Origin of the sequence: Phenylobacterium sp. (assembly GCF_016793225.1) — a bacterium.
Classification (GTDB): Bacteria; Pseudomonadota; Alphaproteobacteria; order Caulobacterales; family Caulobacteraceae; genus Phenylobacterium.
On the sequence record NZ_JAEUMN010000022.1, the window covers coordinates 75117 to 100054 of the forward strand.

Genomic DNA, 24938 nt, shown 5'->3' on the forward strand with positions numbered 1-24938 from the left:
CCGCAGGAAAAGCACCGCCCGTGATTGCAAGCGCCGCCGTTTGGCGCTTAGCGTCACTCCCGTGTGTGGGCGGACGGCCGCCCGGCGACAACGAAAAGGCGGAAAGCCGTGAGCGACAAGAAACAGAACCTGCAGGACACCTTCCTCAACAGCGTGCGGAAGTCGAAGACGCCCCTCACCATCTTCCTGGTGAACGGCGTGAAATTGCAGGGCGTGGTGAGCTGGTTCGATAACTTCTGCGTTCTTCTGCGCAGGGACGGGCAATCCCAGCTCGTCTACAAGCACGCGATTTCCACCATCATGCCGGCGCAGCCCGTGCAGCTCTACGAGCCGGCAGACGACGAGGCCGATTGAGCCCGACAAAATTCGTTGACCGCGAGGCGCCCGTGCAGGGCGCCATCGTCGTCCATCCCGACCGGGAAGGGCGCGCCGGCGCGCGCCAGCCCGAGGCGCGGCTGGAGGAGGCCGCCGGCCTCGCGCTCGCGCTCGACCTCGAGGTCCGCGAGGCCGTCATTGCGACCCTGCGCAAGCTGACGCCTGCGACCCTGTTCGGCGGCGGCAAGGTGGAGGAGATCGCCGCGCGCGTCCGGGCGGCGGAGGCCGACGTGGTCGTCGTCGACGATGCGCTGACGCCTGTGCAGCAGCGCAACCTGGAGAAGGCCTGGCAGGTCAAGGTGATCGACCGCACCGGCCTCATCCTCGAGATCTTCGCCCGGCGGGCCCGCACCCGCGAGGGTCGGCTGCAGGTGGAACTCGCGCGCCTCACCTACGAGCGCTCGCGCCTGGTGCGCACCTGGACCCACCTCGAGCGCCAGCGCGGCGGCTTCGGGGTGATGGGCGGCCCCGGCGAGACCCAGATCGAGACCGACCGGCGGCTCATCGCCGAGAAGATCGGCAAGCTGAAGCGCGAGCTGGAGGAGGTGCGCCGCACGCGGACCCTCGCCCGCTCGGCCCGCCGGCGCATCCCGTTCCCGGCGGTGGCGCTGGTCGGCTACACCAACGCCGGCAAGTCCACGCTGTTCAACCGGCTGACCAAGGCCGAGGTGGTGGCGCAGGACATGCTGTTCGCCACGCTGGACCCCACCATCCGCGCGCTCAAGCTGCCCGACGGCCGGCCGGCCATGCTCTCCGACACCGTGGGCTTCATCTCCGACCTGCCGCATGAACTGGTCGAGGCCTTCCGCGCCACCCTGGAGGAGGTGCGCGAGGCCGACGTGGTGCTGCACGTGCGCGACATCGCGAGCGCCGAGACCCGCGAGCAGGCGGACGACGTGCGTGCGGTCCTCGGCCAGCTCGACGTCGACATGGACGAGCGCCGCATCCTCGAGGTCTGGAACAAGGCCGATCTCCTCGACGCCGAGGCCCGCGCCGAGGTGCTGCAGGACGCCCGCCGCGCGCGGCCGCCCGCCATCGTGGTGTCGGCCGTCACGGGGCAGGGGGTCGACGACCTGCTCGCGGCGATCGCCGGGCTGGTCGACGAAGCCCCGCCCGTCCAGGTGCTGACGCCGCCCGGCGACGGCGCCGCGGTGGCCTGGCTCTATCGGCATGGGCGCGTCATCGAGCGCCGGGAAGGGGAGGACGGCGCGGTCACCCTCACCGTGAGCCTGACGCCCCAGGCGCTCGGTCAGTTCGAGCAGCAGTTTCCGGCGGCCAAGGTCGACGCCGCAGAGGGCTAGGGCTTCGGGGCCTTCTCGGCGAGCGCCTTGAGGCGGTCGGGACAAGTCTGGCGGGCGCAGAGCTCGGCGGCCATCGCCGCCTGCATCTCGGGCATGATCGCCAGACTGGCGTCCGTGACGTTGCGCATCAGGACCGGCATCTTCGCGGCCATCGAGCGGCCGACAGGCGTCCGGTAGAACGCGAGTATTCCCTGCAGTTCCTCCTCGGTGAAGGTCTGCGCGTAGGCGTCGATGCTCACCGCCATGATCCGGGGCGTCACCCGCTGCAGGGCCGCCGACATCGCCTCGGCCATCTGCCCGGCCCTGGCCCTGGTCTCGGGACTCATCTCGGCGGTCGTGTGGGCCACCATCTGCTCGATCATGCTCTTCGTCATGGAATCGAGGTTCGCGGTCATGCCGGTCTCGTCCATGAGCTGCTGCGCCAACTGCCGCTTGCCGTCGGCCGTCTGCGCCAGCCCCGGAGCGGGCCCGAGGCACATGCCGACGAGCGCGAGCGCTCCCACGATTCCTGCAGCGTTCATGACATTCCCCACCCCCACCGATCCCAGCAAGGCACAGCTCGGCGGATTCAGGAAGAGCCGGCGCGCTCCCGGGCTTTCACCTCTTCCCAGAGCGCGTCCATCTCGCCGAGATCGGACTGGTCCGGCGTCCTTCCGCGCTTGGCAAGTTCTGCTTCGACGTATTTGAAACGACGAACGAACTTGGCGTTGGTGTATCGCACCGCGTCCTCGGGATCGACGTCGAGCGTGCGGGCGATGTTGGCCACGACGAACAGGACGTCGCCGATCTCGTTGCGGGCCTTCTCCAGGTCGCCGGCCTCGATCTCGGCCAGCAGTTCGCCGACCTCTTCGTGCAGCTTCGCCACGACGTCCTGCACGCTGGGCCAGACGAAGCCCACCTGCGCCGCGCGCTTCGAGAGCTTCACCGCCCGGGTGAGCCCCGGGAGCCCGACGGGGACGTCGTCCAGCAGGCTCTGGGCCTTTCCCTTGCCGGCGCGCTCGGCCGCCTTCAACGCCTCCCAGCCGGCCTTCTGGTGCTCCAGGCTGGCGTAGGTTTCCTCTGCGAAGACATGCGGATGGCGGCGGATCATCTTGTCGTTGATCGCCCGCACCACGTCGTCGAAGGCGAAGTCGCCGCGCTCCTCGGCCATGCGGGCGTGGAACACCACCTGCAGCAAGAGGTCGCCGAGCTCGTCCTTCAGGTCGGCGAGGTCGCCGCGCTCGATCGCGTCGGCGACCTCATAGGCTTCCTCCACCGTGTACGGCGCGATGGTGGCGAAGGTCTGCTCGAGGTCCCAGGGGCAGCCGTCTGCGGGGTCGCGGAGCCGGGCCATGATCGCAAGCAGGCGGTCGATCGGCTTCAGGTCGGCTGGCGGGGCAGGGCGTGTCATCGGGGTCCGGAAATGCAGAACGGCGCGCGGCGATCAGACCGCGCGCCGTCCGCTGGCGCAAGGATGTGCTGCCGGCTAGCGCTTGGCGAGTTCCTCGCCCCGGGCCAGCTTCCGGGCGAACCGATCGAACGTCCAGGTGGCGTCGCTCCAGGTCCAGTTGCCCACGGCCTGGCGGATGTCGCTTTCGTACCAGCGGTAGCTCACGGGCGTCGTGCGGCCGTCGGCGGCCACCACCTGGCCGTCGATGGTTGCGCCCCCGATGCCGAAGCTGTCGAGGGACAGTCCCGGCTTGTCGCCGAGCTGCTTGAACGTCGGGCGGTTGGGCTTCACGTCGGTGATGGTCAGCGAGATGCGCGCGCCATCGTAAGCGCCGGTCTTGGCCAGCGCCTTTTCCACCGAGGCGCGCAGGTCGCCGATCAGGATGTCGGCCTCCCGCATTCCGTAGGTCTTCTGGAACTTGGCCTGCATCTCGGGCGACAGGCCCACGTCGACGGAGGCGGGGGCGGCAAACGCCGTGGCGGCGCTGGCGAGAAGGGCGGCTGTGGAGAGAGCTAGGAGGCGCATTTGGGCTCCCGGGGTTCGTGTCCAGTAATTACGTAACATGTGGGTCGTCGGACGCATCTTCGCAAGTTCGTGAACGCGCGGGACGGTGACTCGCCTGAGAGGCGAATCCAGATAGCGTCGTCGGCGAATGGAAGCCCATGGAGCGAGCGCGATGCGCGAGGCCGTCTTCCAACCGTCGCGAACCCTTGGCGTCGCGGCGCGCCCCAGCCGCCCTTGGCCGGCCGGCTATGGGCTCGCCCTGGGCGGGGCGGCGTCTCTCGCCCTGTGGGCGGGGATCCTCTGGCTTCTGGCGCGCGTCGTCGGGTAGGCGGTCCAGGGCTGGAGGGGGCCCACGAAGTCCCCACCCGTTTCTCGCCTAAGGAAGATTATCAGAAATATGCTTATGGGGTCCGGGCCAGGCCCACGCCCCCCACCGGCGCTGTCTCGAAGCGCTCTCCGAAGCCCGCGATCAGAGGCCGCGCGGCCGTGATGGTCGCTTGCACCGCCGGGAGCCGAAGCGACGCGGCGTGGCTCGCGGCGCTGTCCCACACCTCGGTGATCCAGATCGCGTCGGGCGAGCCCGGATCCCTGGCGACGATGTAGCTCAGGCAGCCCGGCATCTCGCCCAGGCCGCTCATCAGCAGCGCCATGAGCTGATCCCGTTTCCCGGGCTGCGCCAGCATCTTGCCGATCAGGCCGTACATCGGGGCCGCGGCCGCGGCATCAGAACCGGCCAGCACCGCCGCGGCGGCCGAGCCGCCCAGGAACTCGCGTCTTTCGAACATCCGCCGAGGGTTACGTCCGGTGATCCCCATTGCAAGCCCCAGGGAAGCCGGGCTCTATCGCGTGAACGAAGCGGCCGTCAGAGCCGCTCTCGCATGGGAGGAAAGATGACGCAGTCCGCCGGCGATGCGGGCGCGCGCGGAGGCTACGGCCTCCTGGTGCTGCTCACCCTGATGAACGTCATCAACTTCGTGGACCGCCAGCTGTTGGCGAGCTTCTCGAACTTCATCGTGCCCGACCTGGGACTCACCAACACCGAGTTCGGGCTCCTGACCGGCCTGGTCTTCATCGTGTTCTACGCGGTGGCCGGCTTCTTCATGGGCGCGCTGGCCGACATGGTGAACCGACCGCGCCTGATCGCGATCGCGATGTTCGCCTGGAGCGCGCTGACGGCGGCGTCGGGCCTGGCGAAGAACTTCGTCTCCCTGGCCATTCCGCGGGTCTTCATCGGGATCGGCGAGTCCGCGCTCACGCCCACGTCCATGTCGCTGCTCGCCGACCGGTTTCCTCCGGAAAGACGCGGGTTTGCGTCGGGATTCTACTACATGGGCGTGCCGGTGGGCGTCGGCGTCAGCCTGCTCATCGCGGGCTTCCTCGGCCCGGCGATCGGCTGGCGGAACTGCTTCTTCCTGCTGGGCGCGATCGGGGTCCTGTTCTCGCTGGTGGTGCTGCAGGTGAAGGAGACGCGGCCGCCCGCGGCGCACGGGGTCGAGCGGCCGAAGTTCGGCGAACTCCTGAAGGTGTTCGTGGCGGCGCTGAAGGCGTCCCCGCCCCTGCAGCTCACCATCGCCGCCGGCGTCGCCATCCACTTCCTCCTGGGCGCGGCCACCTTCGACCAGCTCTGGCTGGTCCGCGAGCGGGGCTTTGAGAAGGCCGAGATCGCCATCATTACAGGGCTGATCTCGGTGTTCGCGGGCGTGGCCGGCAATCTCTTCGGCGGCATCGCCTGCGACCGCTTCGTCGCCGCCACGGGCCAGAGCCGCCCGATGTTCATGGTGTGGGTGCTGCTGGCGCTGCTGCCCATCAACCTGACCTATCGCCTGATCGATCCGCAGAACGCCATCTTCTGGCTCTGCCTGGTCGTGGGCTCCTTCCAGCTGGGCGTCTTCTACGGCCCGACCTTCTCGGCGGTGCAGGAGCTCTGCCCGCCCCAGGTCCGCTCCACGGTGGTGGCGTTCTACATCATGTCGCTGAACGTGGTCGGCCTGGGCATCGGCATCACCGGCAGCGGCATCATGGTCGACGTGCTGACCGCCCAGGGCAACACGCACCCCTACAGCTGGACCCTGTTCACCTTCACCGCCCTCTCGGCGCTGTCGATCCCCTGCTACTTCGCCGCGGCGAAGCTGTCGGGCCGCCGGCCCGCGCTGGCCGGCTAGACCCGGAGCTCGCCCGAGGCGACGCGCCGCAGGGTCTCGACGAAGAAGCCCGGCTCGAGCGCCTTCACGCGCGCCTCCAGCGACGCGGCCGTGTCGCCCGGAAGCACCGGGACGCTGCGCCGGGCCAGCTCGGGCCCATGATCGTAGATCTCGTCCACGCCGTGGACGACGATGGCGCTCTCGGGAACGCCGGCCGAGATCACCGCCTGGTGCACGCGGGCCCCGTACATCCCCTCCCCGCCGAACCGGGGCAGGGGTCCGGGGTGGATGTTGAGGATGCGCCCGGCGAACCGCCCGAGCGTCTGCGGGCCCAGCCGGCGCAGATAGCCGGAGAGCACGATCAGCTCGACCCCTGCGTCTGCGAGCGCCTCGGCCAGCCGTGCGTCGGCGCCCCCGGGGTCAGCCACCGTGGGAATGCACAGGAAGGGGACCCCCTTCTCCGCCGCCCAGGCGAAGGCCGCGCAGTCCTTCTTGTTGCTCACCAGCAGTCGCGCCTCGGCGTCGAGTTCGCCTGCGCCGATGGCGTCCACGATGGCCTCGGCGCTGGACCCGTTCCCCGAGGCCAGGAACCCCAACCTGAGCCGCCGCGCGCTCACGGCGTCGCCAGGTCATGGATGAAGCTGAGGCCGTCGTAGGCCGGCTCGACGCCCGGCGGCAGCTCTGCGACCAGCTGGGCGTAGTCCATGTCGATGTGCATGTTCGTCAGGATCGCGCGCCGCGGCCGCGCCCGTGCGATCCACTCCAGGGCGCGATCCAGATGGGCGTGGGTCGGGTGAGGACGGCGGCGGAGCGCGTCCACGATCCACACGTCCAGCCCCTCCAGCGCGGCGAAGGCGGCGTCGTCCAGGTCGACCACGTCGCTCGAATACGCCACGTCGCCGAACCGGTAGCCGACCGAGCGGACGCCGCCGTGATCCTGGTCGAAGGTGCGCACCGGGATCGCGCCCGACGGGCCGTCCACCTGCCAGGGCGCGCCGTGGTCCGGGATCAGCCGCCGCTCGCAGATGGCGGGATAGCCGCCCTCCCCCTCGAAGATGTAGCCGAACCGCCGCATCATGGTCCGGTCGGTGGCCGCATCCATCCAGCAGGGGATCCGCGCCTGCTGGCGCAGGAAGAAGGCGCGCACGTCGTCCAGCCCGTGGACCTGGTCGGCGTGGTCGTGGGTCAGGAGCACCGCGTCGCAGCGCGTCATGCCGGCCCGGGCGGTCTGGATCCGCAGTTCCGGCGAGGCGTCGACCAGCGCCGTCGTTTCGCGCCCCTCCCCCACCCGCTTGACCAGCAGCGAGCAGCGGGTGCGGAAGTTCTTCGGCTCGGCCGGGTCGCAGATTCCCCAGTCGCCGTCCGCCCGCGGAACGCCGCCCGAGGAGCCGCAGCCCAGGATGGTGATCTCCAGGCGGCCGGTCATGGGCGCGGGATCCGGTCGAAAAGGTCGAAGAAGGCGTCGGTCGTCCGCTGCTCGGCCGCCTCCAGGCTCCAGCCGCGCACCTCGGCCAGCTTCGCCAGCACATGGCCCACATAGGCCGGCTCGTTGCGGCGGCCGCGGTGCGGGACCGGGGCCAGATAGGGGCAATCCGTCTCCACGATGATCCGGTCCGCCGGCATGTCGCGGATCACCGCGCGCACATCCTCGGCGGCCTTGAACGTGGCGATCCCGGACACCGAGAACCAGGCGCCGAGGGCCGCGCAGCGGCGCGCGAGCTCCGCGCCCGAGGTGTAGCAGTGCATCAGCAGGCGGAACGGCCCGCGCGCGTACTCCGTCTCCAGGATCTCGCCCATGACCGCGTCGGCCTCGCGGGTGTGGACGACCAGCGGCAGGCCGGTCTCGCGCGCGGCCTCCACGTGGACGCGGAACACCCTGGCCTGGATGTCGCGAGGACTGAGGTCGTAGTGGAAGTCCAGGCCGCACTCCCCGATGCCGACCACGCGCGGATCGGCCGCCATGCGCACCAGCGTGGCGGCGGAAAGGTCGGGATCCTCCTTCGCCTCGTGCGGGTGCGTGCCCACCGTGCACCAGATGTCGGAATGGTCGGCGAGCGCGCGCACCGCGGGGAAGTTCGACACCCGGTCCGAGATGTTGACCATCAGCTGCACGCCGGCGGCGCGCGCCCGGGCGATCACCGCGTCGCGGTCCTCATCGAACTGCGGGGCGTGCAGGTTGACGTGGCTGTCTATCAGCATCGGCGGTTCGGGCCGTCTCCCTAGGTCCGGGCGGCCTGGCGCAGCTCGGCCAGCGCGGTGAACAGCGCGTCGGCGCGATCCAGGTTCAACCCGTCCACCTCGCGCGGCAGGCGCTGGAGCGTCTCCCACGCCGCGGCCCAGCGATCAAGGTCGCCGATCCCCTGAGCGGCGCGGTCCTTCGCCAGGGCATGCACGCGGTCCGCGAGACGGTCGAACAGCAGGGCGAACCGCGCCGGCCCCTCTCCGCCGCGGAACCCTTCGGCCAGCGACAGCGCCCGCGTCTCGTCGACGTTCGGCAGGTCCGCCAGCAGTTCGCGCGCCGCGTCGTCCATCGCCAGCGCCTCGGCGGCCGCCAGCTGCAGCGCGCGGCCGGGGGCGCCCTCGGCCATCCGCGACAGGCGCAGCGACTCCTCGACGTTCACCTGGGCGTGGGCGCGGACGAACGCCGCGGACTCCTCCAGCTCGAGCGTGCGGAAGGCGAGCCGGCGGCAACGCGAACGGATCGTGGGCAGGAGGCGTCCGGGCGCATGCGAGACCATCAGCAGCACGCCGCGCGGCGGCGGCTCTTCCAGGGTCTTCAGGATGGCGTTGGCGGCGTTGACGTTCAGGTCGTCGGCGGCGTCGATAATCGCCACCCGGTGCGGGGCCGCCGCCGGCGACTTCGAGAAGAACTCGGCCAGCTTGCGGGCGTCGTCCACCGGGATCAGCCGCCGGGCCTTGCCGTCGGGGCCCTCGCGCTCCAGCACCATCAGGTCCGGGTGGCTGCGCGCTGCCACCTGCCGGCAGACCGGGTGCTCGGGGTCCGAGGCCAGCAGGCCATGGTCCGGATCGGGGGCCGCGCCCAGCAGCCGGCGCGCCGCGCGGTAGGCGAAGGTCGCCTTGCCGACCCCCATGGGCCCGGTCAGCAGCCAGGCGTGATGCAGTCGTCCCCGGCTGCGCGCGTCCTCGAACGCGGCCTCGGCGGCCTCCTGGCCCTGCAGCGTGAACACCTCGCGCGGATGCGGAACGTCCAGCTCAGCCATCTGTCGACAGCCGTTCGCGGACGGCCGCCCCGACCGCGGCCTCGACCCCGTCCATGCTGGCCGCCGCGTCGATGACCACGCACCGGCCGGGCTCGCGGGCGGCGATCTCCAGGAAGGCCGCCCGCAGGCGCTCGTGGAAGGCCGCGCCCTTGGACTCGAAGCGCATTTCCGCCCCGGCGCGCGCCTGCGCCCGCTGCAGCCCGACCTCCACCGGCAGGTCGAACACGAGGGTCAGGTCCGGCGTCACGTCGGCGATGACGTGCTTCTCCAGGGCTTCGATGAGCGCCGGGTCCACGCCGCCGGCCGCGCCCTGATAGGCGCGCGTGGAGTCGGCGAACCGGTCGCAGATCACCCAGGCGCCCCGCTCCAGGGCCGGCTGGATCACCCGCTCCACGTGATCGCGCCGCGCCGCGTACATGAGCAGCGTCTCGGTCATTGGACTCCAGCGGTCGGCGTCGCCCCGAAGCACCAGGTCGCGGATGCTCTCCGCCCCGGGCGAGCCGCCCGGCTCGCGCGTCGTCAGGACCTCGCGCCCGGTCCGGCCCAGCCGCGCCGCCAGGCGGACGACCTGGGTGGACTTGCCGGCGCCCTCGCCGCCCTCGAAGGTGATGAACCGACCGCGCGCCATATGCCGGCCAAATTGGCCGGTTCGGGCGCTTTGTCCAGAAGCTCCGCGACGCTGAGGCCCGGCGCGCGCGGGCGGGGTCAGAAGGTGCGCACGACCCGCGCGTCCGCGAAGCCGAACTCGGCCACGCGGTCGCGCAGCGCATAGGCGCCGGCCTCGTCCGCGGGCGCGGGCAGGATCACCCGGTACAGCGTCATCCCGTCGGTCGTCTGGATCGGCTCGACCGCCGCCGCGCCCGCCGCGGACAGCCGGCTGGCGGCCAGCTCTGCGTTGGCCTGGCTCGAGAACGCGCCCGCCTGCACACGCAGGTTCGACGCGGTCGCCATCGCCGCGCGCAGCGGGGCCGCGCCCGGCGGCGGCGGGATCGGCGTGGACAGGATCTCGCTTCCCGTCACCGGCGCCAGGCCCTGGGTGGTGATGGGCGCCTGCGAGACCGGGGCGGCGGCGTAGGGCGCGGGGGCTCTCGGCGCGGCGCCGGCGAACTCCAGGGCCGGGTCCGTCCCGGCCCGCGCCGCATAGCGCGCCGGCGTCGCGGCGGCCGAGGGCATGCGGGTGGGCAGAGCGCCGCCATCGGCGACGCGGTAGCCGTCGGCGGGGCCCAGCAGCGGCGCAGGGCCGACATAGCGCACTCGCACCTTCGCCAGCCCCGCGCGGTCCATGCCCAGCTGCCTCGCGGCCTCGCGGCTGAGGTCGATGATGCGATTGTCGACGAAGGGCCCGCGATCGTTCACCCGCACCACGAGGCGCCGGCCGTTGTCCAGGTTGGTGACCTCCACCATCGACGGCAGCGGCAGGGTCGTGTGCGCCGCCGATACGGCGTTCATGTCGAAGACCTCGCCGTTCGCTGTGGCCTTCAGGTGGAACGCGTCGCCGTACCAGGACGCGACCCCCACCTGGTCGTAGTCCGGCTGCTCGCGCGGCACGTACCAGACCCCGCCCACCTGGTACGGCTTGCCGATCTTCCGCTCGCCGCCGCCGGCGCCCGGCGGCAGGTTCGCCTGCCGGCTCGGATACCGCGGCTCCAGCGTGGCGCAGGCGGCCAGCGAGGCCCCCGCCACCAACAGGATCGCGAGCCGCGCGGTGCGCGAAGGATTGGACGCCGACATGGATGCAGGTCTCCGACTCGGTCGGAATCCTCGCGGCCGAACCTTGCGGCGTGGTTAACCGTCCGTAGCGGTGGAGCCCCCGCGCCCTTCCCTGCTATAGCGCCCGCGCCGGACGGGTGGCCGAGTGGTTTAAGGCAGCGGTCTTGAAAACCGCCGTGGGTTCACGCCCACCGTGGGTTCGAATCCCACCCCGTCCGCCAGCAGCTGGACCCGCACGCGCGAGCCCGCCGTCGGGGGCGCGCTCAGTCGAAGGCGTGGGGGTTCATGGCGAGCGCGCGCGTGCGCTCGCGGGCGGCCAGGCGGGGCTCGCCTGCGGCCGCGTAGACCCGCGAGGCCACGGCGTGGACCGTGGCGGTCTCCCAGCCGCTTCGCAGGACGGGCTCCACGACGTGGCGGGCGTCCGTGGCGCGGCCCGCCGCGAGGAGGGCCTCGGCCAGCTGGGCCTTGGAGTCGCCGTTCGGGCGCGCCGCGTGGTTGCGTTCGGCGATCTCCAGGGCGCGGATCGCGTCGCCGGCGGCCAGATGGTGGTCCAGGGCGTGGCCATAGGCGGCCTCGGGCAGAAGCCTCAGCCGCCGCGCCCACTCGGCCCCCGCGCGCGCCCGCCATCCCAGGGCCGCCTGCCGGTCGCCGCGCTTCAGGGCCAGTTCGCCGAGCGCGTCCATGAACTCCGGATGTCCCGTCCGGCGCACGATGTCGGCGTAGAGCCGCTCGGCGGCGGCCGTCTCGCCCTTCAGCGCCAGGGTCTCGGCGATGTGCTCCTCGATGACATAGTGGCCGGGGAAGATCGCATCGGCGCGCCGGAAGGCGGCCAGCGCCCGGTCCCACTGGCCGCGCTCGAGGTCCAGCGCGCCCTTCTGCAGCTCGACCCCGGCCCGGAACTGCGGCGTGGGCGCCGGGTTGGCGTGCAGGGCGGCGTCGAAGAAGCGCTCGGCCTCGGCCGGTCGTCCGGTCTTCATGAAGTAGACCGCCCATCGGAACGCCGTCCCCGGGCCCGGCTCCACCGCTTCGGCCTGACGGTAGAACGAAGCCGCACCCTTCAGGTCGCCGCGGTAGAGGGCGATGTCGCCGCGCAGCAACAGCGCCTCCGCGCGCTCGACGGCGCCCGGCGGCGCGGCGTAGCGCCCGATCGCATCGAGCGCCGCCTCGGCGCGATCCAGCCGGTGCAGGCTGAAGTGCAGCGCCGCCTGGGTGAGGTGCGGTCCGGCCCCCGCGGGCGCGAGGGTGAAGGCGCGGTCCAGCGCGGCCTGCGCGGCCGCGTAGTCGTCGTACGAGCCGGTGAGCTGTGCGCGGGTGACGCGCCGCCGGGCGAGCGTCTCCAGGAAGATCCACTCCCCCGGCCGCTCGGCCGCCCGGGCCTCTGCGGCGGCGAGGTCGGCGTCGGCGCGCCCGAGGGCTGCGCCGAAGCTCGCGGGGGCCGATGGGACGGTCTGCCGGACGGCGGGCGGCGGTCGCGGCGAGAGGTCGTGCGCGGGGGCGGTCAGCCGCTGAATCGCGATCACGCTCGCCACCGACAGCACCGGGACAGCCAGCCAGAGCCAGCGCGGCGAGGCGGCGCTCGCCGTCATGGCCTAAGGGCCCGGCCGCGCGCAGATCGACAGGCCGGCCCTCTGGAAGTCGTCCTGCAGCGCATTGGCGAGCACGCCGAGGGTCGCCGTGATCTCGTTCACGTACTTCCGCGTCCCGTCGATCCCGGGATTGTCGTCATTGTAGGGGACCTTGGCGCTGCTTCCGATCAGCGCGGTCGCGATGGCCGGCATGCCCATGCGGTCCACCTGCACATAGGCCGAGACCGGATCGGTCCGGAAGATGAAGTTCGACCCTCCGGCCGGGGCCGGAGCCCCTCCATGCGGCGGCGCCAGGTAGGGGAAGTCGGCGCGGAACGGCACGTCGTTCGCCTGCGGGCCGAGGGGAAGCCGGGCGAGCACGCCGGAATCGTGCTTGGCCAGGTCGACGAAGATCCACGCCAGGGTGATGTCGATCACGGAGTCCGTCAGGCGGCGGCCGTTCGGAAAGCCCGCGGGCTGGGTGAAATCCACCTTGATCGTGTCGGGCACGACGATGTTGGCGACGCTGGGGCGGCCCGGCCCGATCGGCTGGTCGAGACAGTTCTGCACGTTCAGGGGTGCGCCCGGGGGCGCGGTGGACGGCCGATCGACGATATCGGCGCCGCTGCCGCCGCTGCACGCGGCAAGCGCCAGCGGAAGGGCCAGGATCGCGGTGCGGCGGGCAGCCGGGCGAGGCATCATTGCAGTTGCCCCCCGAAGCGGGCGCTGGTGGCCCAGATGTTGAGCTCGTTCCCGGTCTCGACCCGGCTGCGGGGGATCTGCAGCACCAGCGAGGTGTCGTTGGTCCCGCTGAAGAAGCTGCGCGAGGCGACGAACTGGAGGTTCCCGGTCGAGCGTGTCTCGCGGAACCCCTGCAGGTCGAAGAAGAAGGGGTCGTCGTAGAGCCCGGCCCGCGCCAGGATGCCGTTGCGCGACAGCGTCGTCTCCACGGGGCCGACCAGGGGCGGACCGCCGTCGGGAAGCCCCGAGATCTCGATGCCGGAGTTGCCGGAGCTGTCCTGGCCGAACCGGAAGCGGATCGAGATCTCCGGATCGGTCGGGAAGCCTGCGTTGGAGATGTTGATCGTATAGAGCACGTCGCGGTCGTAGGTGGGCCGTTGCTCCCGGGGCGCCGGTCCCGCGAAGGTCAGCGCGATCACCAGATTGTCGGCCGTGTGCCACACGTAGACGTCGGCGATGTCCGCCGCCCTGTCCGCCGTGGTGTCGAAGGCCGGATCCGTCCGCGTCGGCGGATCGAGGTGATCCGCGGCGACGGCGCGCCGCTCCGAAGTCGAGAGTGCGAGGACAGCGGCGGCCATAAGGCCGACGATCCCCGTCGCGCGATGCAACCCGCTCATGAGCCAACCCCCTGGGCGCGATCCTGGAGGATTTACGTTCGGCGAACAACGGCAGATGAGTCCGGCGCAGGGACGACGATAACCTTTCGGCATGAGCGCCGGGCGCGAGGCGCGGATACCCCATGAGCCGACCGACGGACGGTCGACCGCCGCAGCGGCGGGGCTCTGGGAGGAACGTCCACTTGCCCAAAACACCAAACCTGACGGCCCTCGCCGCTGCGGCGCTGATCGCGCTGGCCGGCGCGGGCGCGCCGACCCTGGCGGCCGCGGCCCCGGAGGTCTACCTGCCCGCCTTCAGCAAGGTGGCGATCGGCGGCTATGACCCGCTGAGCTACTTCGAAGGCGCCCCTCGGAAGGGGGATCCGAAGCTCGTCGCCACGTTCAAGGGCGCCGAGTACCGCTTCGCCAGCGCCGCCAACCTGGCCCGCTTCAGGACCAACCCGGCCGCCTATGTCCCGCAGTACGGCGGCTACTGCGCCTGGGCCGTGGCCGGCGGCTACACCGCCAAGAGCGACCCGCTCGCCTGGAAGGTCGTCGGCGGCAAGCTCTACCTGAACTACGACCAGAAGGTGCAGCAGCGCTGGGCGAAGGACATTCCCGGCAACATCGCCAAGGCCGACCGCAACTGGCCGGAGGTGCTGCGATGAGCCGCCGCCTCATCGGGCTGATCCCGCACGGCCTGGCGCTCTTCATGGCCGCCGTGTTCCTGGACAGCCTGCGCTTCAAGTTCACCGACCACCCCAAGACCCAGGTGATCTTCGGTCGTCTCAACGGCTGGACGACGGACCTCGGCCTGCCGGGCCTGTTCGCCCAGACCGGACTGTTCAGCCAGTACGTCATCGGCTCGATCGAGCTGATCGCCTCGACGCTGCTCGTCGCCGGGCTCCTGCCCCGGTTCCGCCATCTCCAGGCGGCGGGCGCGCTCGCGGGCCTCCTCGTGATGGCCGGCGCCGTGAGCTTCCACCTGTTCACGCCGCTGGGGGTCGATCCCAACCGCGACGGCGGCGGGCTGTTCGTCGCCGCGTGCATCAACCTGGGCGCTGCGGTGCTGCTGCTCGGCATCTTCCGGCGGGGCGAGTTCGGCGTCTTCCTCCGGCGCGTGGGAGCGGTGTTCGCGCCGACCCGGCCATGAGCGACGTCCTCTGGACATCCGACTTCACGCTCAGCGGCGGAGTCGTCCGGGTGAAGAAGACCGGGGCCATGATCCCGCTCGACCGCGCCCTCGCCTCGGAGGCGGCCACGTGGCTGGGCCTCTACCTCGCGGTGCGGGCCAAGGCGGCGGCCAACGCCCTCAAGGGCCCGGCGCCGAAGATCTGGTTCGCGCCCGACCGGCCGCGCCCCTGGTACCTGATCTGGGCGGCGGCGGCCTGGGAGGGCATCGGCATCGCCCGCTCGCCGGAGGAGGCCGCGGCCAGCTTCTACTTCGACGACTCCACGGTGGGTCGCGCACCGCCCCGCTGGCATTCGCGCGCCTTCAACTTCGGCTGCGCCGACGTGAGCAAGAGCCGCGTCGCCCAGGTGTTCGAGGACGTCTTCGGCTATCCCCTGGCGCTCGACCCGGAGGCCGGCGTCGGCCCGGCGGTCGAGAAGGGCGAGCTGAACGGCGCGCATGACGGTCGCCTGGTGGAACTGCCGTGCCGGCCCCGGCCCGGACGCACCTATCAGCGCCTGATCGACAACGTGCAGGACGGCCTGGCGGTGGACCTCCGCACGCCGTTCGTCGGCGGGCGGCCCGAGGTGGTGTTCATCAAGCGACGCCCGGTCGCGGACCGCTTCGCCAACCACAACGCCAGCGTCAGCCTGGCGCGGCCGCGGGACGTGTTCTCGCCGCTGGAGATCGCCCAGCTGTCGGCCTTCGCCCAGGCGATGCGCCTCGACTGGGGTGGCCTGGACGTCCTGCGCGATGGTCCGTCGGGCCGGCTCTACGTGGTCGACGTCAACAAGACCGACATGGGGCCGCCCATCGCCCTGCCCTTCCCCGACAAGATCGCCGCCGTGGCCCGCCTGGGCCGGGCGCTCCGACGCCTCATCACGGAGCCTGCGCCATGATCCCCTTCGTTCGCGACATGTCGTTCGAGTACGGCCGCGCCGACCAGGTGAGCCCCCTGATCCGTCGGGTGGTGGCCGAGAACCCCGGCCCGTTCACCTATACCGGCACCGGCGCTCACATCGTTGGGCGGGGCGAGGTGGCGGTCATCGACCCCGGGCCCGACGATCCGGCCCAGGTGGCCGCCATCCTGGCGGCGACCCGGGGCGAGACGATCACCCGCATCTTCGTCACCCACAGTCACCTCGACCATTCGCCGGCCGCGCGCCCGCTGGCCGAGGCCACCGGCGCGGTCATCTACGCCGGCGGCGCGCCCTGTCGCCCGTCGCGCGGCGCCGAGCGCCTCGAGGCCGGGGACGACGTCGCGTTCCGGCCGGACGAGGCCCTCGCCGACGGCCAGGTCTTCCGCGGTCCCGGCTGGTCGATCGAGGCGGTGGCGACACCGGGGCACACCTCGAACCACTACGCCTACGCCCTGCTGGAGGAGAACGTGCTCTTCCCCGGCGATTGCGTGATGGGCTGGTCCACCAGCGTCGTGAGCCCGCCCGACGGGGACATGGGCCTCTACATGCGAAGCCTGGAGCGCATCCGCGCCCGGCGGTACGCGCGGCTGCTGCCCGCGCACGGCCCGCCGGTCGAGGCGACAGGCCCCTTCCTGGACGCCTACATCGCACATCGCCGCCAGCGCGAGACCCAGGTGCTGCTCGCCCTGGAGACGCATGGCGCAGCCACCGTCCGCCAGCTCGTCGAACGGCTCTACGCAGACCACGACCGGCGTCTGCATCCCGCGGCCTGCCATTCGGTCCTGGCGCATCTGCTGGATCTGTTCCGGCGCGGGCTCGTCGACGCCGCCGGCCCGCCGGACATGGCCGCGCTTTGGCGGCCGAGCTTCATGCGCCACGCGGCCTGAGGTCCATGCGCTTTCGGCATTTCCGCCGGACCCCGCCCATCCCGATCCTTCGCAACACATCGTCCGAGGACCGCTCATGACCCTTACGGCCAGCGAGACCGCCGCCGCCCTCACCCGCCCGCTCACGGGCCGGGTGGCCATCGTCACCGGCTCCACCAGCGGCATCGGCCTGGGCATCGCCGAGAGCCTGGCCGAACAGGGCGCCGCGGTCGTGCTGAACGGCTTCGGCGACCCCGCCCAGATCGAGCAGACCCGCGAGACGCTGTCGGCCCTGTACGGGGTGGAGGCCGCCTATTCGCCGGCCGACCTGTCGATGCCGGAACAGATCGCCGAGATGATCGCCTTCGCGCACGACGCTCTCGGGCCCGTGGACATCCTGGTCAACAACGCGGGGATCCAGCACGTCGCCCCGGTCGCCGAGTTTCCCACCGCCAAGTGGGACGCGATCCTGGCGGTGAACCTCTCGTCCGCCTTCCACGCCATCAAGGCGGTGCTTCCCTCGATGGTGGAGCGCGGCTTCGGCCGGATCGTCAACATCGCCTCGGCCCACGGCCTGGTCGCCTCGCCGTTCAAGTCGGCCTATGTGGCCGCCAAGCATGGGGTGGTGGGGCTGACCAAGACCGTCGCGCTCGAGACCGCGCGCGCCGGCGTGACCTGCAACGCGATCTGCCCGGGCTACGTCTGGACGCCGCTCGTGGAACGGCAGATCGCCGACCAGGCGCGCGCCCACGGCATGACGCACGAGCAGGTCGTCACCGACGTCCTCCTGACCGCCCAGCCCAACCGCAGGTTCGCCACCGTCGAGGAGATCGGAGCCCTGACGGCCTTCCTGTGCGGCCGGCACGGCGCGTCCGTCACCGGCGCGGCGCTCACCGTCGACGGCGGCTGGACCGCGCACTGACATGTCCACGCCGCGCCAGAGGGTCGTGATCGTGGGCGCCGGGTTCGGCGGCCTGACCGCCGCCGCGAAGCTCGCCCGCACGGATGCGGACGTCACCCTGATCGACCGCCGCAACCATCACCTCTTCCAGCCCCTGCTCTACCAGGTGGCCACCGCCGGGCTCGCGCCCACCCAGATCGCGAGCCCGGTGCGGATGATCCTGCGCCGGCAGCCGAACGTGCATATCGAGCTGGACGAAGTGACCGGCGTCGACCTGGCCGGGCGCCAGCTGCGCCTCGGGGACCGCACGATCCCGTACGACCAGCTGATCGTCGCCACCGGCGCCACCCACGCCTATTTCGGCCGCGACGGCTGGGCCGAGCATGCGCCGGGGCTCAAGTCGCTGGAGGACGCGCTGGCGCTGCGATCCAGGGTGCTTCTGGCCCTGGAGTCCGCCGAGCTCGACATGGATCCCGCCGCGCGGGAGCGCCTGCTCACCTTCGTGGTGGTGGGCGGCGGCCCCACGGGCGTCGAACTCGCCGGCGCGATCGCCGAGCTCACCCGGCGCGCGCTGGCCTGCGACTTCCGCCGCATCCGGGGTCAGCGGGCGCGGATCTTGCTGATCGATTCCGGTCCTCGCGTGCTCTCGACGTTCTGCCCCTCGCTTTCCGCCTATGCCAAGGGAGCGCTCGAGAAGCTCGGCGTGGAGCTGATGCAGGGACGCCCGGTCGGTCACGTGGAGGCCCAGGCGGTCACCGTCGGCGATACCCGTATCGAGGCTGCGACCATCGTCTGGGCCGCCGGAGTCCAGGCCTCGCCGGCCGGGCGCTGGCTCGCCGCCGAGACCGATCGCGCCGGCCGTGTGATCGTGGACGCCGACCTGTCCCTCCCCCGCCATCCGGACGTCTTCGTCATCGGCGACGTCGCGAGGATGCCGGACGGCCGGGGCGGCGTCGCACCCGGCGTCGCGCCGGCGGCCAAGCAGGCCGGCGCCTACGTCGCGAAGCTGATCGACGCCCGCGCTCACGGCCGCGCCTCGCCGGGGCCGTTCCGCTACGCCAACTACGGCAGCCTCGCGACCATCGGGCGGAAGGCCGCCGTGGCCGACCTGGGGCCCGTCAAGCTCAGGGGCTTCCTCGCCTGGATCTTCTGGTGCGCCGCCCACGTCTGGTTCCTGATCGGCTTCAGAAACCGGGTCCAGGTCGTGCTGGACTGGCTGTGGTCGTACCTGACGTTCGAGCGCGGCGCGCGGCTGGTCTTCGAGGCCGTGACGCGCAGCCGTGAAATCCGTGTAGTCTCTCCGCCCGTGGAGGTGCGTACCGCCTCGTGATGGGCGTTCCTGGCCATCGGGGGATCCCGCCATGGAAATGCAGCAGGTCCGCTACTTCCTCGCGCTCGCGAGGACGTTGAACTTCACCCGCGCGGCCGAGCAGGCGAATGTCTCGCAGCCGGCGCTGACACGCGCCATCCAGCAGCTCGAGCACGAGCTGGGCGGGCCCCTGTTCCACCGCGAGCGGGCCAACACCCACCTCTCCGAGCTGGGGCGGATGATGCTGCCCTACCTGGAGCAGATCCAGGCCCAGACCGAGGCCGCCAAGCAGCAGGCGCGCGCGGCGAAGAAGCTCGAGAACGTCGCCCTGAAGATCGGCGTCATGTGCACCATCGGCCCCGCGCTGATCGCCGACCTGATCGTCAAGTTCCGCATGGCGCACCCGAACGTCGAGCTCGAAGTGACCGAGGAAGGCTCCACCGAGCTGATGGAGATGCTCTCCAAGGGCGATCTCCACCTGGCGCTCTTTGGCCTGCCCGAGGGCCCGGACGTGCGGTTCCACGGCCTGCCGCTCTTCCAGGAGAGGTTCGTGCTCGCGATTCCGCCGGACCACCCGCTGGCGGCGAAGAACGTCATCAGCTGCCGGGACACGCACGAGCAGCCCTATGTGAGCCGCGCCAACTGCGAGATCTTCGACGTCGCGCGCCGACAGCTGCGCGAGGCCGGCGTCCGCTGGAACAAGGTGTTCTCGTCCGAGCGCGACGACTGGGTGCAGGGGATGATCAAGGCCGGCCTCGGGATCGGCTTCTTCCCGGAGCTCTCGGTCACCGATCCCGGGCTGGTGACGCGCCGCCTGATCGACCCGGAGTTCGTGCGCACCATCATGCTGGTGACGGTGCGCGGCCGGCCGCACTCCCCAGCCGTCGGCGCCTTCGTGCAGGCGGCGCGGGCCTTCAAGTGGCCGACGGGGACCCTGGATCCCGTGCCTGCGCCTGCGGAAGACGCGGGTGACGAACTCCCCGTCGCCGGCTGACGGCGGCGGGGGCTACCCAGCCGCCGCCCCGACCGTCCCGGTCCCCGCCGTGGCGGGCTGCAGCGTCGCCGCCAGGGCGGCCGCAGCGACCAGGGCCACGGCGACCAGCCCGACCGCGCTGGGCCAGCCGGCCGAAGCGAACACCCGCCCCACGATCCAGGCGCCCGCGAGGCCGCCCAGATAGTAGCTGGCCAGGTAGATCCCGCTCGCTGCGGCGCGGTCGGTCCTTGCGGCGCGGCCGACGAAGCCCGTGGCCACGGCCTGGGCGAAGAAGGTCCCGGCCCCGACCAGCGTCAGGCCGGCGATGACCGGCGCGATCGCGCCTGCGAGCAACAGGGGCAGCCCGGCGACCGCGACGCCCAGCGACGCGAAGAACGTCGGGCGCGGCCCGAAGCGGCTAGCCACGGCCCCGGCCAAAGGCGTCGTGACCATGGCCGGCAGGAAGACGAGGTAGACCACGCCCAGAGCCATCGGACTCAGGCTTAGCGGCGGCGCCGCGAGCACGAAGTTCACGTAGGTGAAGACGCCCAGGAAGGCGAAAAGCACGCAGAAGCCGATGCCGAAGCTCGCCGCGAGGCAGCGGTTTGCGAAATGCGCCGCGAGGCGGGCCGCGATCCGGGCGCGCGGTTCGCCCGCCTGGACCGCCATCCCGGGCGTCCGACTGAGCGTGAGGAACACCAGGGCCGCGCCGGCCAGGTTGAGAAGGGCGAAGGCGTAGAAGTTCACGGCGACGCCGGCGGTCGCCGCCAGGGCCGACGACGTGAGCCGGCCGACGAGGTTCGAGGCCACGTTCCCGGTGATGTAGGCCGCCAACGCGCCGGCGGTCGTCTCGCCCGCGCCTTGTTCGGAGAGGTAGGCCATGGTCAGGGTGAAGGCGGCCGACATGAACACGCCCTGGACGATCCGCAGGGCGGTGAAGGTCGCGAGGTCGGGAGCGTAGGCCAGCAGCGCCGTCGGGATGGCGAGGAGCGCGAGGCTGATCCAGATCCCGCCCCGGCGGGGCAGCCGATGCGAGAACAGCGCGACCGCCAGGCCCGCGGCCGCCATGCCGGCGGTCGAGGCGTTGACGGCGACGCCCATGGCGGCGGGCGAGACGCCGTAGGTCTGCGCCAGGGTGGGCAGGATGGCCTGGGCCGCGAAGAGGTCGACCAGGGTCAGGAAGCCGATCAGGCCGACGACGAGCCGGCGGGCGAGGTCACGGGTCATGGGGTGCTCCGGAAATGGCAAAGGCAGCCGGCGGCTCGTGGAGCCGCCGGCTGCCCGTTCGCCGAGGCCGGCTGGGACTGGGGGGATAACCGGCTCGGGGGCCGCGGCGCGCCGGGCGGGGGTGGCGAGCGCCGCGGGGTTGCTCACATGTGGTCGCCGGCGGCGGCGGGCTCGGCGTCGTTCTTGATGTCGGCGGCGATCAGGACGGCGGGGACCTTGCCGTTGTTCTTCCACCAGTGGCTGACGCCCTTCACCTCGCGGGCCACGTCGCCGGGCTTGTGGTCGATGCCGACGGCGCAGGTGGAGCTGTACTCCGTGATCTCGCCCGCGACGGTCATGATCAGGGCCGGGCGGTCGGTGTGGCTGTGCCAGGGGACGACGCCGCCGGGCAGCACCACGAGTCGGCGCAGACGCAGGCGACGGTTGTCCAGGCCGCCGATCTGGTCGCCGAGGGCGACGAACGCCAGCTCGGTGTCGGTGACCTTGGCGGGCATGGTCTCGCCCGCGGTCCGGGCGTCGGCCCGCATCTGGTCGGCGGGGCAGGTTCCGGCCGATGCGCCCGTCGCGAACGCGAGGCTCGCCGCAGCCGCGGCCGTAAGGAGAAGCGTGGTCTTCATGGGTCCGTTCTCTAGGTGTTTTCCGATGTTCAGACCCTAGAGGGGAGGCTTTCACCCATGAATTCGCTTTAGGTTATGGTCACCATGCGCCGTGTCGTGTGCCGCGAATACTTCAGACTCTATCGCGTGCGCGCGTAATCACCGCGCCGATGCACGGAGCGCATCGCGCGGTTAGCCAACGGTCATTTCCGCTGGGGGTCGGCGGCTGAGACAACCGCGGCATGAACACCGCAGCCGACACCAAATCCACGAGCCGGTCGCCGATCGACAAGGCGAAGCTGGGTCAGATCGTCTTGGTCTTCCAGGGCGGCGGCGCGCTCGGCGCCTACCAGGCCGGCGTCTACCAGGCCCTGCAGGAAGCCGGCGTCGAGCCCGACTGGGTCATCGGCACCTCCATCGGCGCCATCAACGCGGCCCTGATCGCCGGCAACGCCCCGGGCGACCGCCTGGGCCGGCTGCTCGAGTTCTGGTCCCGCGTCACGCATTCGCGGGCGGTCCAGTTCGCCGGCATGATCCCGGGCCTCGGCGCGCTTGCCGCGAACGCCATGACCGTGAGCCGCGGCCTCGAGGCCTTCTTCCGGCCCAACCCCTGGGCCTTCCTCGGCATGCAGACGCCGCTGGGCTCGGAGCTCGCCGGCTACTACTCGACCGGCCCGCTCGAGAAGACCCTCGCCGATCTCATCGACCCCGATCTCCTGAATGCAGGGCGGCCCAGGCTCACCGTGGGCGCCGCCAACGTCCAGACCGGCCAGATGCGCTACTTCGACAGCCGGGACGACGTTCTGACCGTGCGCCACGTCATGGCCTCGGGCGCCCTGCCCCCCGCCTTCCCCGCGGTCCGCCTCGACGGCGAGCTCTACTGGGACGGGGGCATCCTTTCGAACACGCCGGTGGAGGCGGTCTTCGACGACCGGCCCCGGCGCTCGGGCGTGGTCTTCGCCGTCCACATGTGGGCGCCGAACGGCCCCGAGCCCGACAGCATCTGGAGCGTGCTGTCGCGGCAGAAGGACCTGCAGTACTCGAGCCGGGCGATCACCCACATCGCCCGCCAGAAGCAGATCCACAAGCTCCGCCACATCATCTCGGAGCTGGCCGACCGCCTGCCGCCCGACGTGCGCCAGACCCCGGAGGTGGCGGAGCTCGCCGCCTACGGCTGCGCCACCCAGATGCACGTGATCCGCCTGCTGGCCCCGCCGCTGGCGGGCGAGGACCACGCCAAGGACATCGACTTTTCGCCGCTCGGCATCCGCACGCGCTGGGAGGCGGGCTACGCCCACACCCGGCGCGTGCTCGAGCAATCCCCCTGGACCCAGGCCGTCGACCCCACGGAGGGCGTCATCCTCCACGAGGCCGAGGCCGGACGCATGACCGAAGGAACTCCCGCATGACCCGTATCGCCCGCCAATCCCTACTCGCGCTTGCCGCCGGCGTTTCGCTTGCCCTCACGGCCGGCGCCGCGGCCGCCGTCGCCGATCCGGCCGCCCCGCCACAGGTCGCCCAGGGCGTCGTCCGCACGCCCAGCGCCTACGGCTTCGACGAGACGGTCGGCCGCATCAAGGCCGACATCTCCGCCAAGGGGATCCGCTTCTTCACCGAGATCGACCAGTCGGCTCTCGCCAAGGGCGCGCAGATCGACCTGCGGCCCTCCAAGCTGCTGATCTTCGGCAATCCGCCGCTGGGCGCGCAGTTCCTGACGTCGAACCCGTACGCCGGCCTCGACTGGCCGGTGCGGATCCTCGTCACCCAGGACGCGGACGGGAAGGTGTGGGTCGCCTACACGGACTTCGCCTTCATCGCCGACCGCTACGCGATCGAGGACCGCGACGCGCAGATCCGGATGGCTGCCGAGGTGGCGGGTTCGATCGCGGGCAGCGTGGCGGGCCGCTAACCAGGCGCCCCTGGGCTAAGGCAGCGGCATCTCGCGGCTCTCGCGCGGCCGCGCCGGCGTCAGGGCCGGCGCTGGCTGGGCGGTCCGCACCTGCTCCAGCCAGAACACGCCGTCGTACGGCTCGCTGTTGCCGCGCGTGAAAAGAATGTCCTGGTCGCCGTCGCCGTCCAGGTCGCGGGCCACGAACATGTCGAACATGCCGCGGCGTCGCCTGGAGATGTCGTGCCGCGGCCAGGGCCCCGCGCCCGCCTTGGCCGCGCCCGGGTTCTGGAACCACGCCAGCCGGCCCATGGCGGCGTCGAGCGGCAGGTCGCCGTCGCGGTCCCGCGGCGGGGCGCTGTAGCCCCCGGTGAGCACGTCGTCGTCGCCGTCGCCGTCCAGATCGGCGACGAGCACGCCGGTCGCGCGATCCGGGCCCGTGTCGCCGATCACGTGCGCGGTCCAGACGCCGTCCAGGCGCTCGGGCTGCCGGATCCAGGCGAGCCCCTTGTTCGTCACCCCCACCATGTCCAGGCGACCGTCCCGGTCGACGTCGGCGTACCCGAGGTGGAAGCCGCCCGTCTGAGCGCCGTCGATCCGGACCGGGATCTCGCGGAAGGCGCCCCCGGCATTCTCGAAGACCACCAGGCGGGCGCCCACGCGAACGCCGGCCACGATGTCCTTGTCCCCGTCTCCGTCCAGGTCCACCGGCTGGGCGTTCTGGGGCACCGGATAGCGGCCTAGCACCTGCTCGACCCAGTTGGCGCCGATCAGCGGGTCTCCCCGAGGCCGCAGCACCGAGACCGGGGTCGTTCGCGTTTCGGCCGGCGAAGGGTTCTGCGCGCCCTTGTTGGCCGTGGTGACCTCGGGCCGCCCGTCGCCGTCCAGGTCGGCCAGGAACACGCGGATGTACGAGCCGTGGCCCTCGGTCTGCGGGATGATCAGCCGCCGCCACGCCGCGCCGCGCCGCGCCTCCCGGCCGGGGTTCTGGAAGTACGCCACGTGGGCCAGTTCCGACGCGACCACGATGTCCGGGAGACCGTCGCCGTTGACGTCGCCCACCGCGGCGTCTTCCGGCGCGGCCGCCTCGCGACCCCGCGCCAGCGTCACGTTCACCCAGCGCCGGGGATCTCCCGTGGCGAACGCGATGCGGACGAAGCCGTCGGGCCGGCCGTCGTAGCGGGTGTCGGACTCGTGCACCGAGACGATGTCCTCGCGCCCGTCCCCGTCGAGGTCGGCCAGGATCAGGCCGTCGCCGCCCGTCAGCGCGCCGTCCAGTTCCGCGCCGTCGTCGACGACATGCTCGCGCCAGGAGATGTACCGGCCGTCGGGGGCCAAGGCGCGGGTCGGCGCCCCGCCCACCCCCTGATCCGAAGGAGGCGCGAAGGCCGCGAGGCCGATCAGCGCCGCGGCTGCGAGCCCACGCGCCGCGCCTGCCCGGCCTGTCTGGTTCGTGAGCATGCGCGCCTCCCCGTCAGCCTGGCGGCAGCCTACCCCTGCCGAA

Annotated in this window: 28 protein-coding genes and 1 tRNA gene; 13 read left to right on the forward strand and 16 right to left on the reverse strand. The window is 71.8% G+C overall.

The genetic code is table 11. The features are described 5' to 3' along the window. Positions 1-108: 108 nt before the first annotated feature. Positions 109-354 carry an RNA chaperone Hfq gene (gene hfq, locus JNK30_RS02445; RefSeq protein ID WP_111274395.1) on the forward strand — a complete coding sequence of 82 codons (246 nt, stop codon included), beginning with the start codon at positions 109-111 and terminating at the stop codon, positions 352-354. Then, complete coding sequence (gene hflX / locus JNK30_RS02450; protein ID WP_293479817.1) at positions 351-1676, forward strand: GTPase HflX; 1326 nt, start codon at positions 351-353, stop codon at positions 1674-1676. Before hfq ends, hflX begins: the two co-directional genes overlap by 4 nt. Here the strand turns inward: hflX and JNK30_RS02455 are convergent. The 4 genes from JNK30_RS02455 to JNK30_RS02470 form a co-directional block, all read right to left on the reverse strand. Continuing rightward, on the reverse strand, positions 1673-2197 hold the full coding sequence (locus JNK30_RS02455) for a DUF2059 domain-containing protein (protein WP_293479819.1): 525 nt from the start codon (positions 2195-2197) through the stop codon (positions 1673-1675). The genes hflX and JNK30_RS02455 overlap by 4 nt on opposite strands. Before the next feature lie 47 nt (positions 2198-2244). Then, positions 2245-3066 carry a nucleoside triphosphate pyrophosphohydrolase gene (mazG, locus tag JNK30_RS02460; protein ID WP_293479820.1) on the reverse strand — a complete coding sequence of 274 codons (822 nt, stop codon included), beginning with the start codon at positions 3064-3066 and terminating at the stop codon, positions 2245-2247. Positions 3067-3141: 75 nt separating this feature from the next. Continuing rightward, positions 3142-3630: a hypothetical protein gene (locus JNK30_RS02465; RefSeq protein ID WP_293479822.1), complete on the reverse strand. Its 489-nt coding sequence runs from the start codon at positions 3628-3630 to the stop codon at positions 3142-3144. A gap of 380 nt (positions 3631-4010) precedes the next feature. Further along, a complete protein-coding gene (locus JNK30_RS02470; protein WP_293479824.1) occupies positions 4011-4394 on the reverse strand; it encodes a putative quinol monooxygenase in 384 nt (127 codons plus the stop codon). A 105-nt stretch (positions 4395-4499) separates the two neighbouring features. Here JNK30_RS02470 and JNK30_RS02475 point away from each other — a divergent pair, with 105 nt between their 5' ends. Continuing rightward, positions 4500-5771: an MFS transporter gene (locus tag JNK30_RS02475; RefSeq protein ID WP_293479826.1), complete on the forward strand. Its 1272-nt coding sequence runs from the start codon at positions 4500-4502 to the stop codon at positions 5769-5771. Here JNK30_RS02475 and JNK30_RS02480 read toward each other — a convergent pair. From JNK30_RS02480 to JNK30_RS02505, 6 genes are all read right to left on the reverse strand, one after another. Continuing rightward, positions 5768-6367, reverse strand: coding sequence for a phosphoribosylglycinamide formyltransferase (locus JNK30_RS02480; protein ID WP_293479827.1), 600 nt, complete (start codon positions 6365-6367; stop codon positions 5768-5770). The two genes, JNK30_RS02475 and JNK30_RS02480, sit on opposite strands and share 4 nt — an antisense overlap. Then, positions 6364-7176 carry an MBL fold metallo-hydrolase gene (locus JNK30_RS02485; RefSeq protein WP_293479828.1) on the reverse strand — a complete coding sequence of 271 codons (813 nt, stop codon included), beginning with the start codon at positions 7174-7176 and terminating at the stop codon, positions 6364-6366. The genes JNK30_RS02480 and JNK30_RS02485 overlap by 4 nt, the downstream gene beginning before the upstream one ends. After that, positions 7173-7949 carry a TatD family hydrolase gene (locus tag JNK30_RS02490; RefSeq protein WP_293479830.1) on the reverse strand — a complete coding sequence of 259 codons (777 nt, stop codon included), beginning with the start codon at positions 7947-7949 and terminating at the stop codon, positions 7173-7175. The genes JNK30_RS02485 and JNK30_RS02490 overlap by 4 nt, the downstream gene beginning before the upstream one ends. Before the next feature lie 20 nt (positions 7950-7969). Further along, complete coding sequence (locus JNK30_RS02495) at positions 7970-8971, reverse strand: DNA polymerase III subunit delta' (protein WP_293479832.1); 1002 nt, start codon at positions 8969-8971, stop codon at positions 7970-7972. Next, positions 8964-9599 (reverse strand): dTMP kinase, encoded by a 636-nt coding sequence (tmk, locus tag JNK30_RS02500; protein ID WP_293479834.1) that lies wholly within the window; start codon positions 9597-9599, stop codon positions 8964-8966. The genes JNK30_RS02495 and tmk overlap by 8 nt, the downstream gene beginning before the upstream one ends. A gap of 77 nt (positions 9600-9676) precedes the next feature. Beyond that, entirely contained in the window at positions 9677-10702 is a 1026-nt protein-coding gene (locus JNK30_RS02505) for a septal ring lytic transglycosylase RlpA family protein (protein WP_293479836.1), read from the reverse strand. A gap of 110 nt (positions 10703-10812) precedes the next feature. Between JNK30_RS02505 and JNK30_RS02510 the strand changes: the two genes are divergently transcribed. After that, positions 10813-10902, forward strand: a tRNA-Ser gene (locus tag JNK30_RS02510). Positions 10903-10944: 42 nt separating this feature from the next. Here JNK30_RS02510 and JNK30_RS02515 read toward each other — a convergent pair. From JNK30_RS02515 to JNK30_RS02525, 3 genes are read right to left on the reverse strand one after another with little or no spacing between them, the layout of a single operon-like run. Continuing rightward, positions 10945-12267 carry a hypothetical protein gene (locus JNK30_RS02515; protein WP_293479838.1) on the reverse strand — a complete coding sequence of 441 codons (1323 nt, stop codon included), beginning with the start codon at positions 12265-12267 and terminating at the stop codon, positions 10945-10947. Positions 12268-12270: 3 nt separating this feature from the next. Continuing rightward, entirely contained in the window at positions 12271-12948 is a 678-nt protein-coding gene (locus tag JNK30_RS02520) for a DUF4331 family protein (protein WP_293479840.1), read from the reverse strand. Further along, entirely contained in the window at positions 12945-13604 is a 660-nt protein-coding gene (locus JNK30_RS02525) for a DUF4331 family protein (RefSeq protein WP_293479842.1), read from the reverse strand. The genes JNK30_RS02520 and JNK30_RS02525 overlap by 4 nt, the downstream gene beginning before the upstream one ends. Before the next feature lie 182 nt (positions 13605-13786). Here JNK30_RS02525 and JNK30_RS02530 point away from each other — a divergent pair, with 182 nt between their 5' ends. The 7 genes from JNK30_RS02530 (at position 13787) to JNK30_RS02560 (ending at position 19744) form a co-directional block, all read left to right on the forward strand. After that, positions 13787-14251, forward strand: coding sequence for a YHS domain-containing (seleno)protein (locus JNK30_RS02530; RefSeq protein ID WP_293479844.1), 465 nt, complete (start codon positions 13787-13789; stop codon positions 14249-14251). Continuing rightward, positions 14248-14736, forward strand: coding sequence for a hypothetical protein (locus tag JNK30_RS02535; RefSeq protein WP_293479846.1), 489 nt, complete (start codon positions 14248-14250; stop codon positions 14734-14736). The genes JNK30_RS02530 and JNK30_RS02535 overlap by 4 nt, the downstream gene beginning before the upstream one ends. Next, positions 14733-15653 (forward strand): hypothetical protein, encoded by a 921-nt coding sequence (locus JNK30_RS02540; RefSeq protein ID WP_293479848.1) that lies wholly within the window; start codon positions 14733-14735, stop codon positions 15651-15653. The genes JNK30_RS02535 and JNK30_RS02540 overlap by 4 nt, the downstream gene beginning before the upstream one ends. Further along, positions 15650-16561, forward strand: a complete 912-nt coding sequence (locus tag JNK30_RS02545; RefSeq protein WP_293479850.1) for an MBL fold metallo-hydrolase — start codon at positions 15650-15652, stop codon at positions 16559-16561. The genes JNK30_RS02540 and JNK30_RS02545 overlap by 4 nt, the downstream gene beginning before the upstream one ends. Before the next feature lie 76 nt (positions 16562-16637). Next, positions 16638-17462 (forward strand): 3-hydroxybutyrate dehydrogenase, encoded by an 825-nt coding sequence (locus JNK30_RS02550; protein WP_293479852.1) that lies wholly within the window; start codon positions 16638-16640, stop codon positions 17460-17462. A 1-nt stretch (position 17463) separates the two neighbouring features. Further along, positions 17464-18771: an NAD(P)/FAD-dependent oxidoreductase gene (locus JNK30_RS02555; protein WP_293479854.1), complete on the forward strand. Its 1308-nt coding sequence runs from the start codon at positions 17464-17466 to the stop codon at positions 18769-18771. Positions 18772-18802: 31 nt separating this feature from the next. Then, on the forward strand, positions 18803-19744 hold the full coding sequence (locus JNK30_RS02560; RefSeq protein ID WP_293479856.1) for a LysR family transcriptional regulator: 942 nt from the start codon (positions 18803-18805) through the stop codon (positions 19742-19744). 12 nt (positions 19745-19756) lie between these two features. Here JNK30_RS02560 and JNK30_RS02565 read toward each other — a convergent pair whose 3' ends face one another. Then, complete coding sequence (locus tag JNK30_RS02565; protein ID WP_293479858.1) at positions 19757-20950, reverse strand: MFS transporter; 1194 nt, start codon at positions 20948-20950, stop codon at positions 19757-19759. Positions 20951-21093: 143 nt separating this feature from the next. Then, on the reverse strand, positions 21094-21567 hold the full coding sequence (locus tag JNK30_RS02570; protein WP_293479860.1) for a cupin domain-containing protein: 474 nt from the start codon (positions 21565-21567) through the stop codon (positions 21094-21096). A gap of 221 nt (positions 21568-21788) precedes the next feature. On the opposite strand from JNK30_RS02570, the gene JNK30_RS02575 reads away from it, so the two are divergent. Both JNK30_RS02575 and JNK30_RS02580 read left to right on the forward strand, forming a co-directional pair. Continuing rightward, the gene (locus JNK30_RS02575; protein WP_293479862.1) at positions 21789-22955 is read left to right on the forward strand and encodes a patatin-like phospholipase family protein; all 1167 of its coding nucleotides are present in this window, start codon (positions 21789-21791) and stop codon (positions 22953-22955) included. Next, positions 22952-23455 carry a DUF302 domain-containing protein gene (locus JNK30_RS02580; protein ID WP_293479864.1) on the forward strand — a complete coding sequence of 168 codons (504 nt, stop codon included), beginning with the start codon at positions 22952-22954 and terminating at the stop codon, positions 23453-23455. The genes JNK30_RS02575 and JNK30_RS02580 overlap by 4 nt, the downstream gene beginning before the upstream one ends. A gap of 15 nt (positions 23456-23470) precedes the next feature. Here the strand turns inward: JNK30_RS02580 and JNK30_RS02585 are convergent, their stop codons facing one another. Continuing rightward, a complete protein-coding gene (locus JNK30_RS02585; protein ID WP_293479866.1) occupies positions 23471-24895 on the reverse strand; it encodes a VCBS repeat-containing protein in 1425 nt (474 codons plus the stop codon). Between the last annotated feature and the right edge of the window lie 43 nt (positions 24896-24938).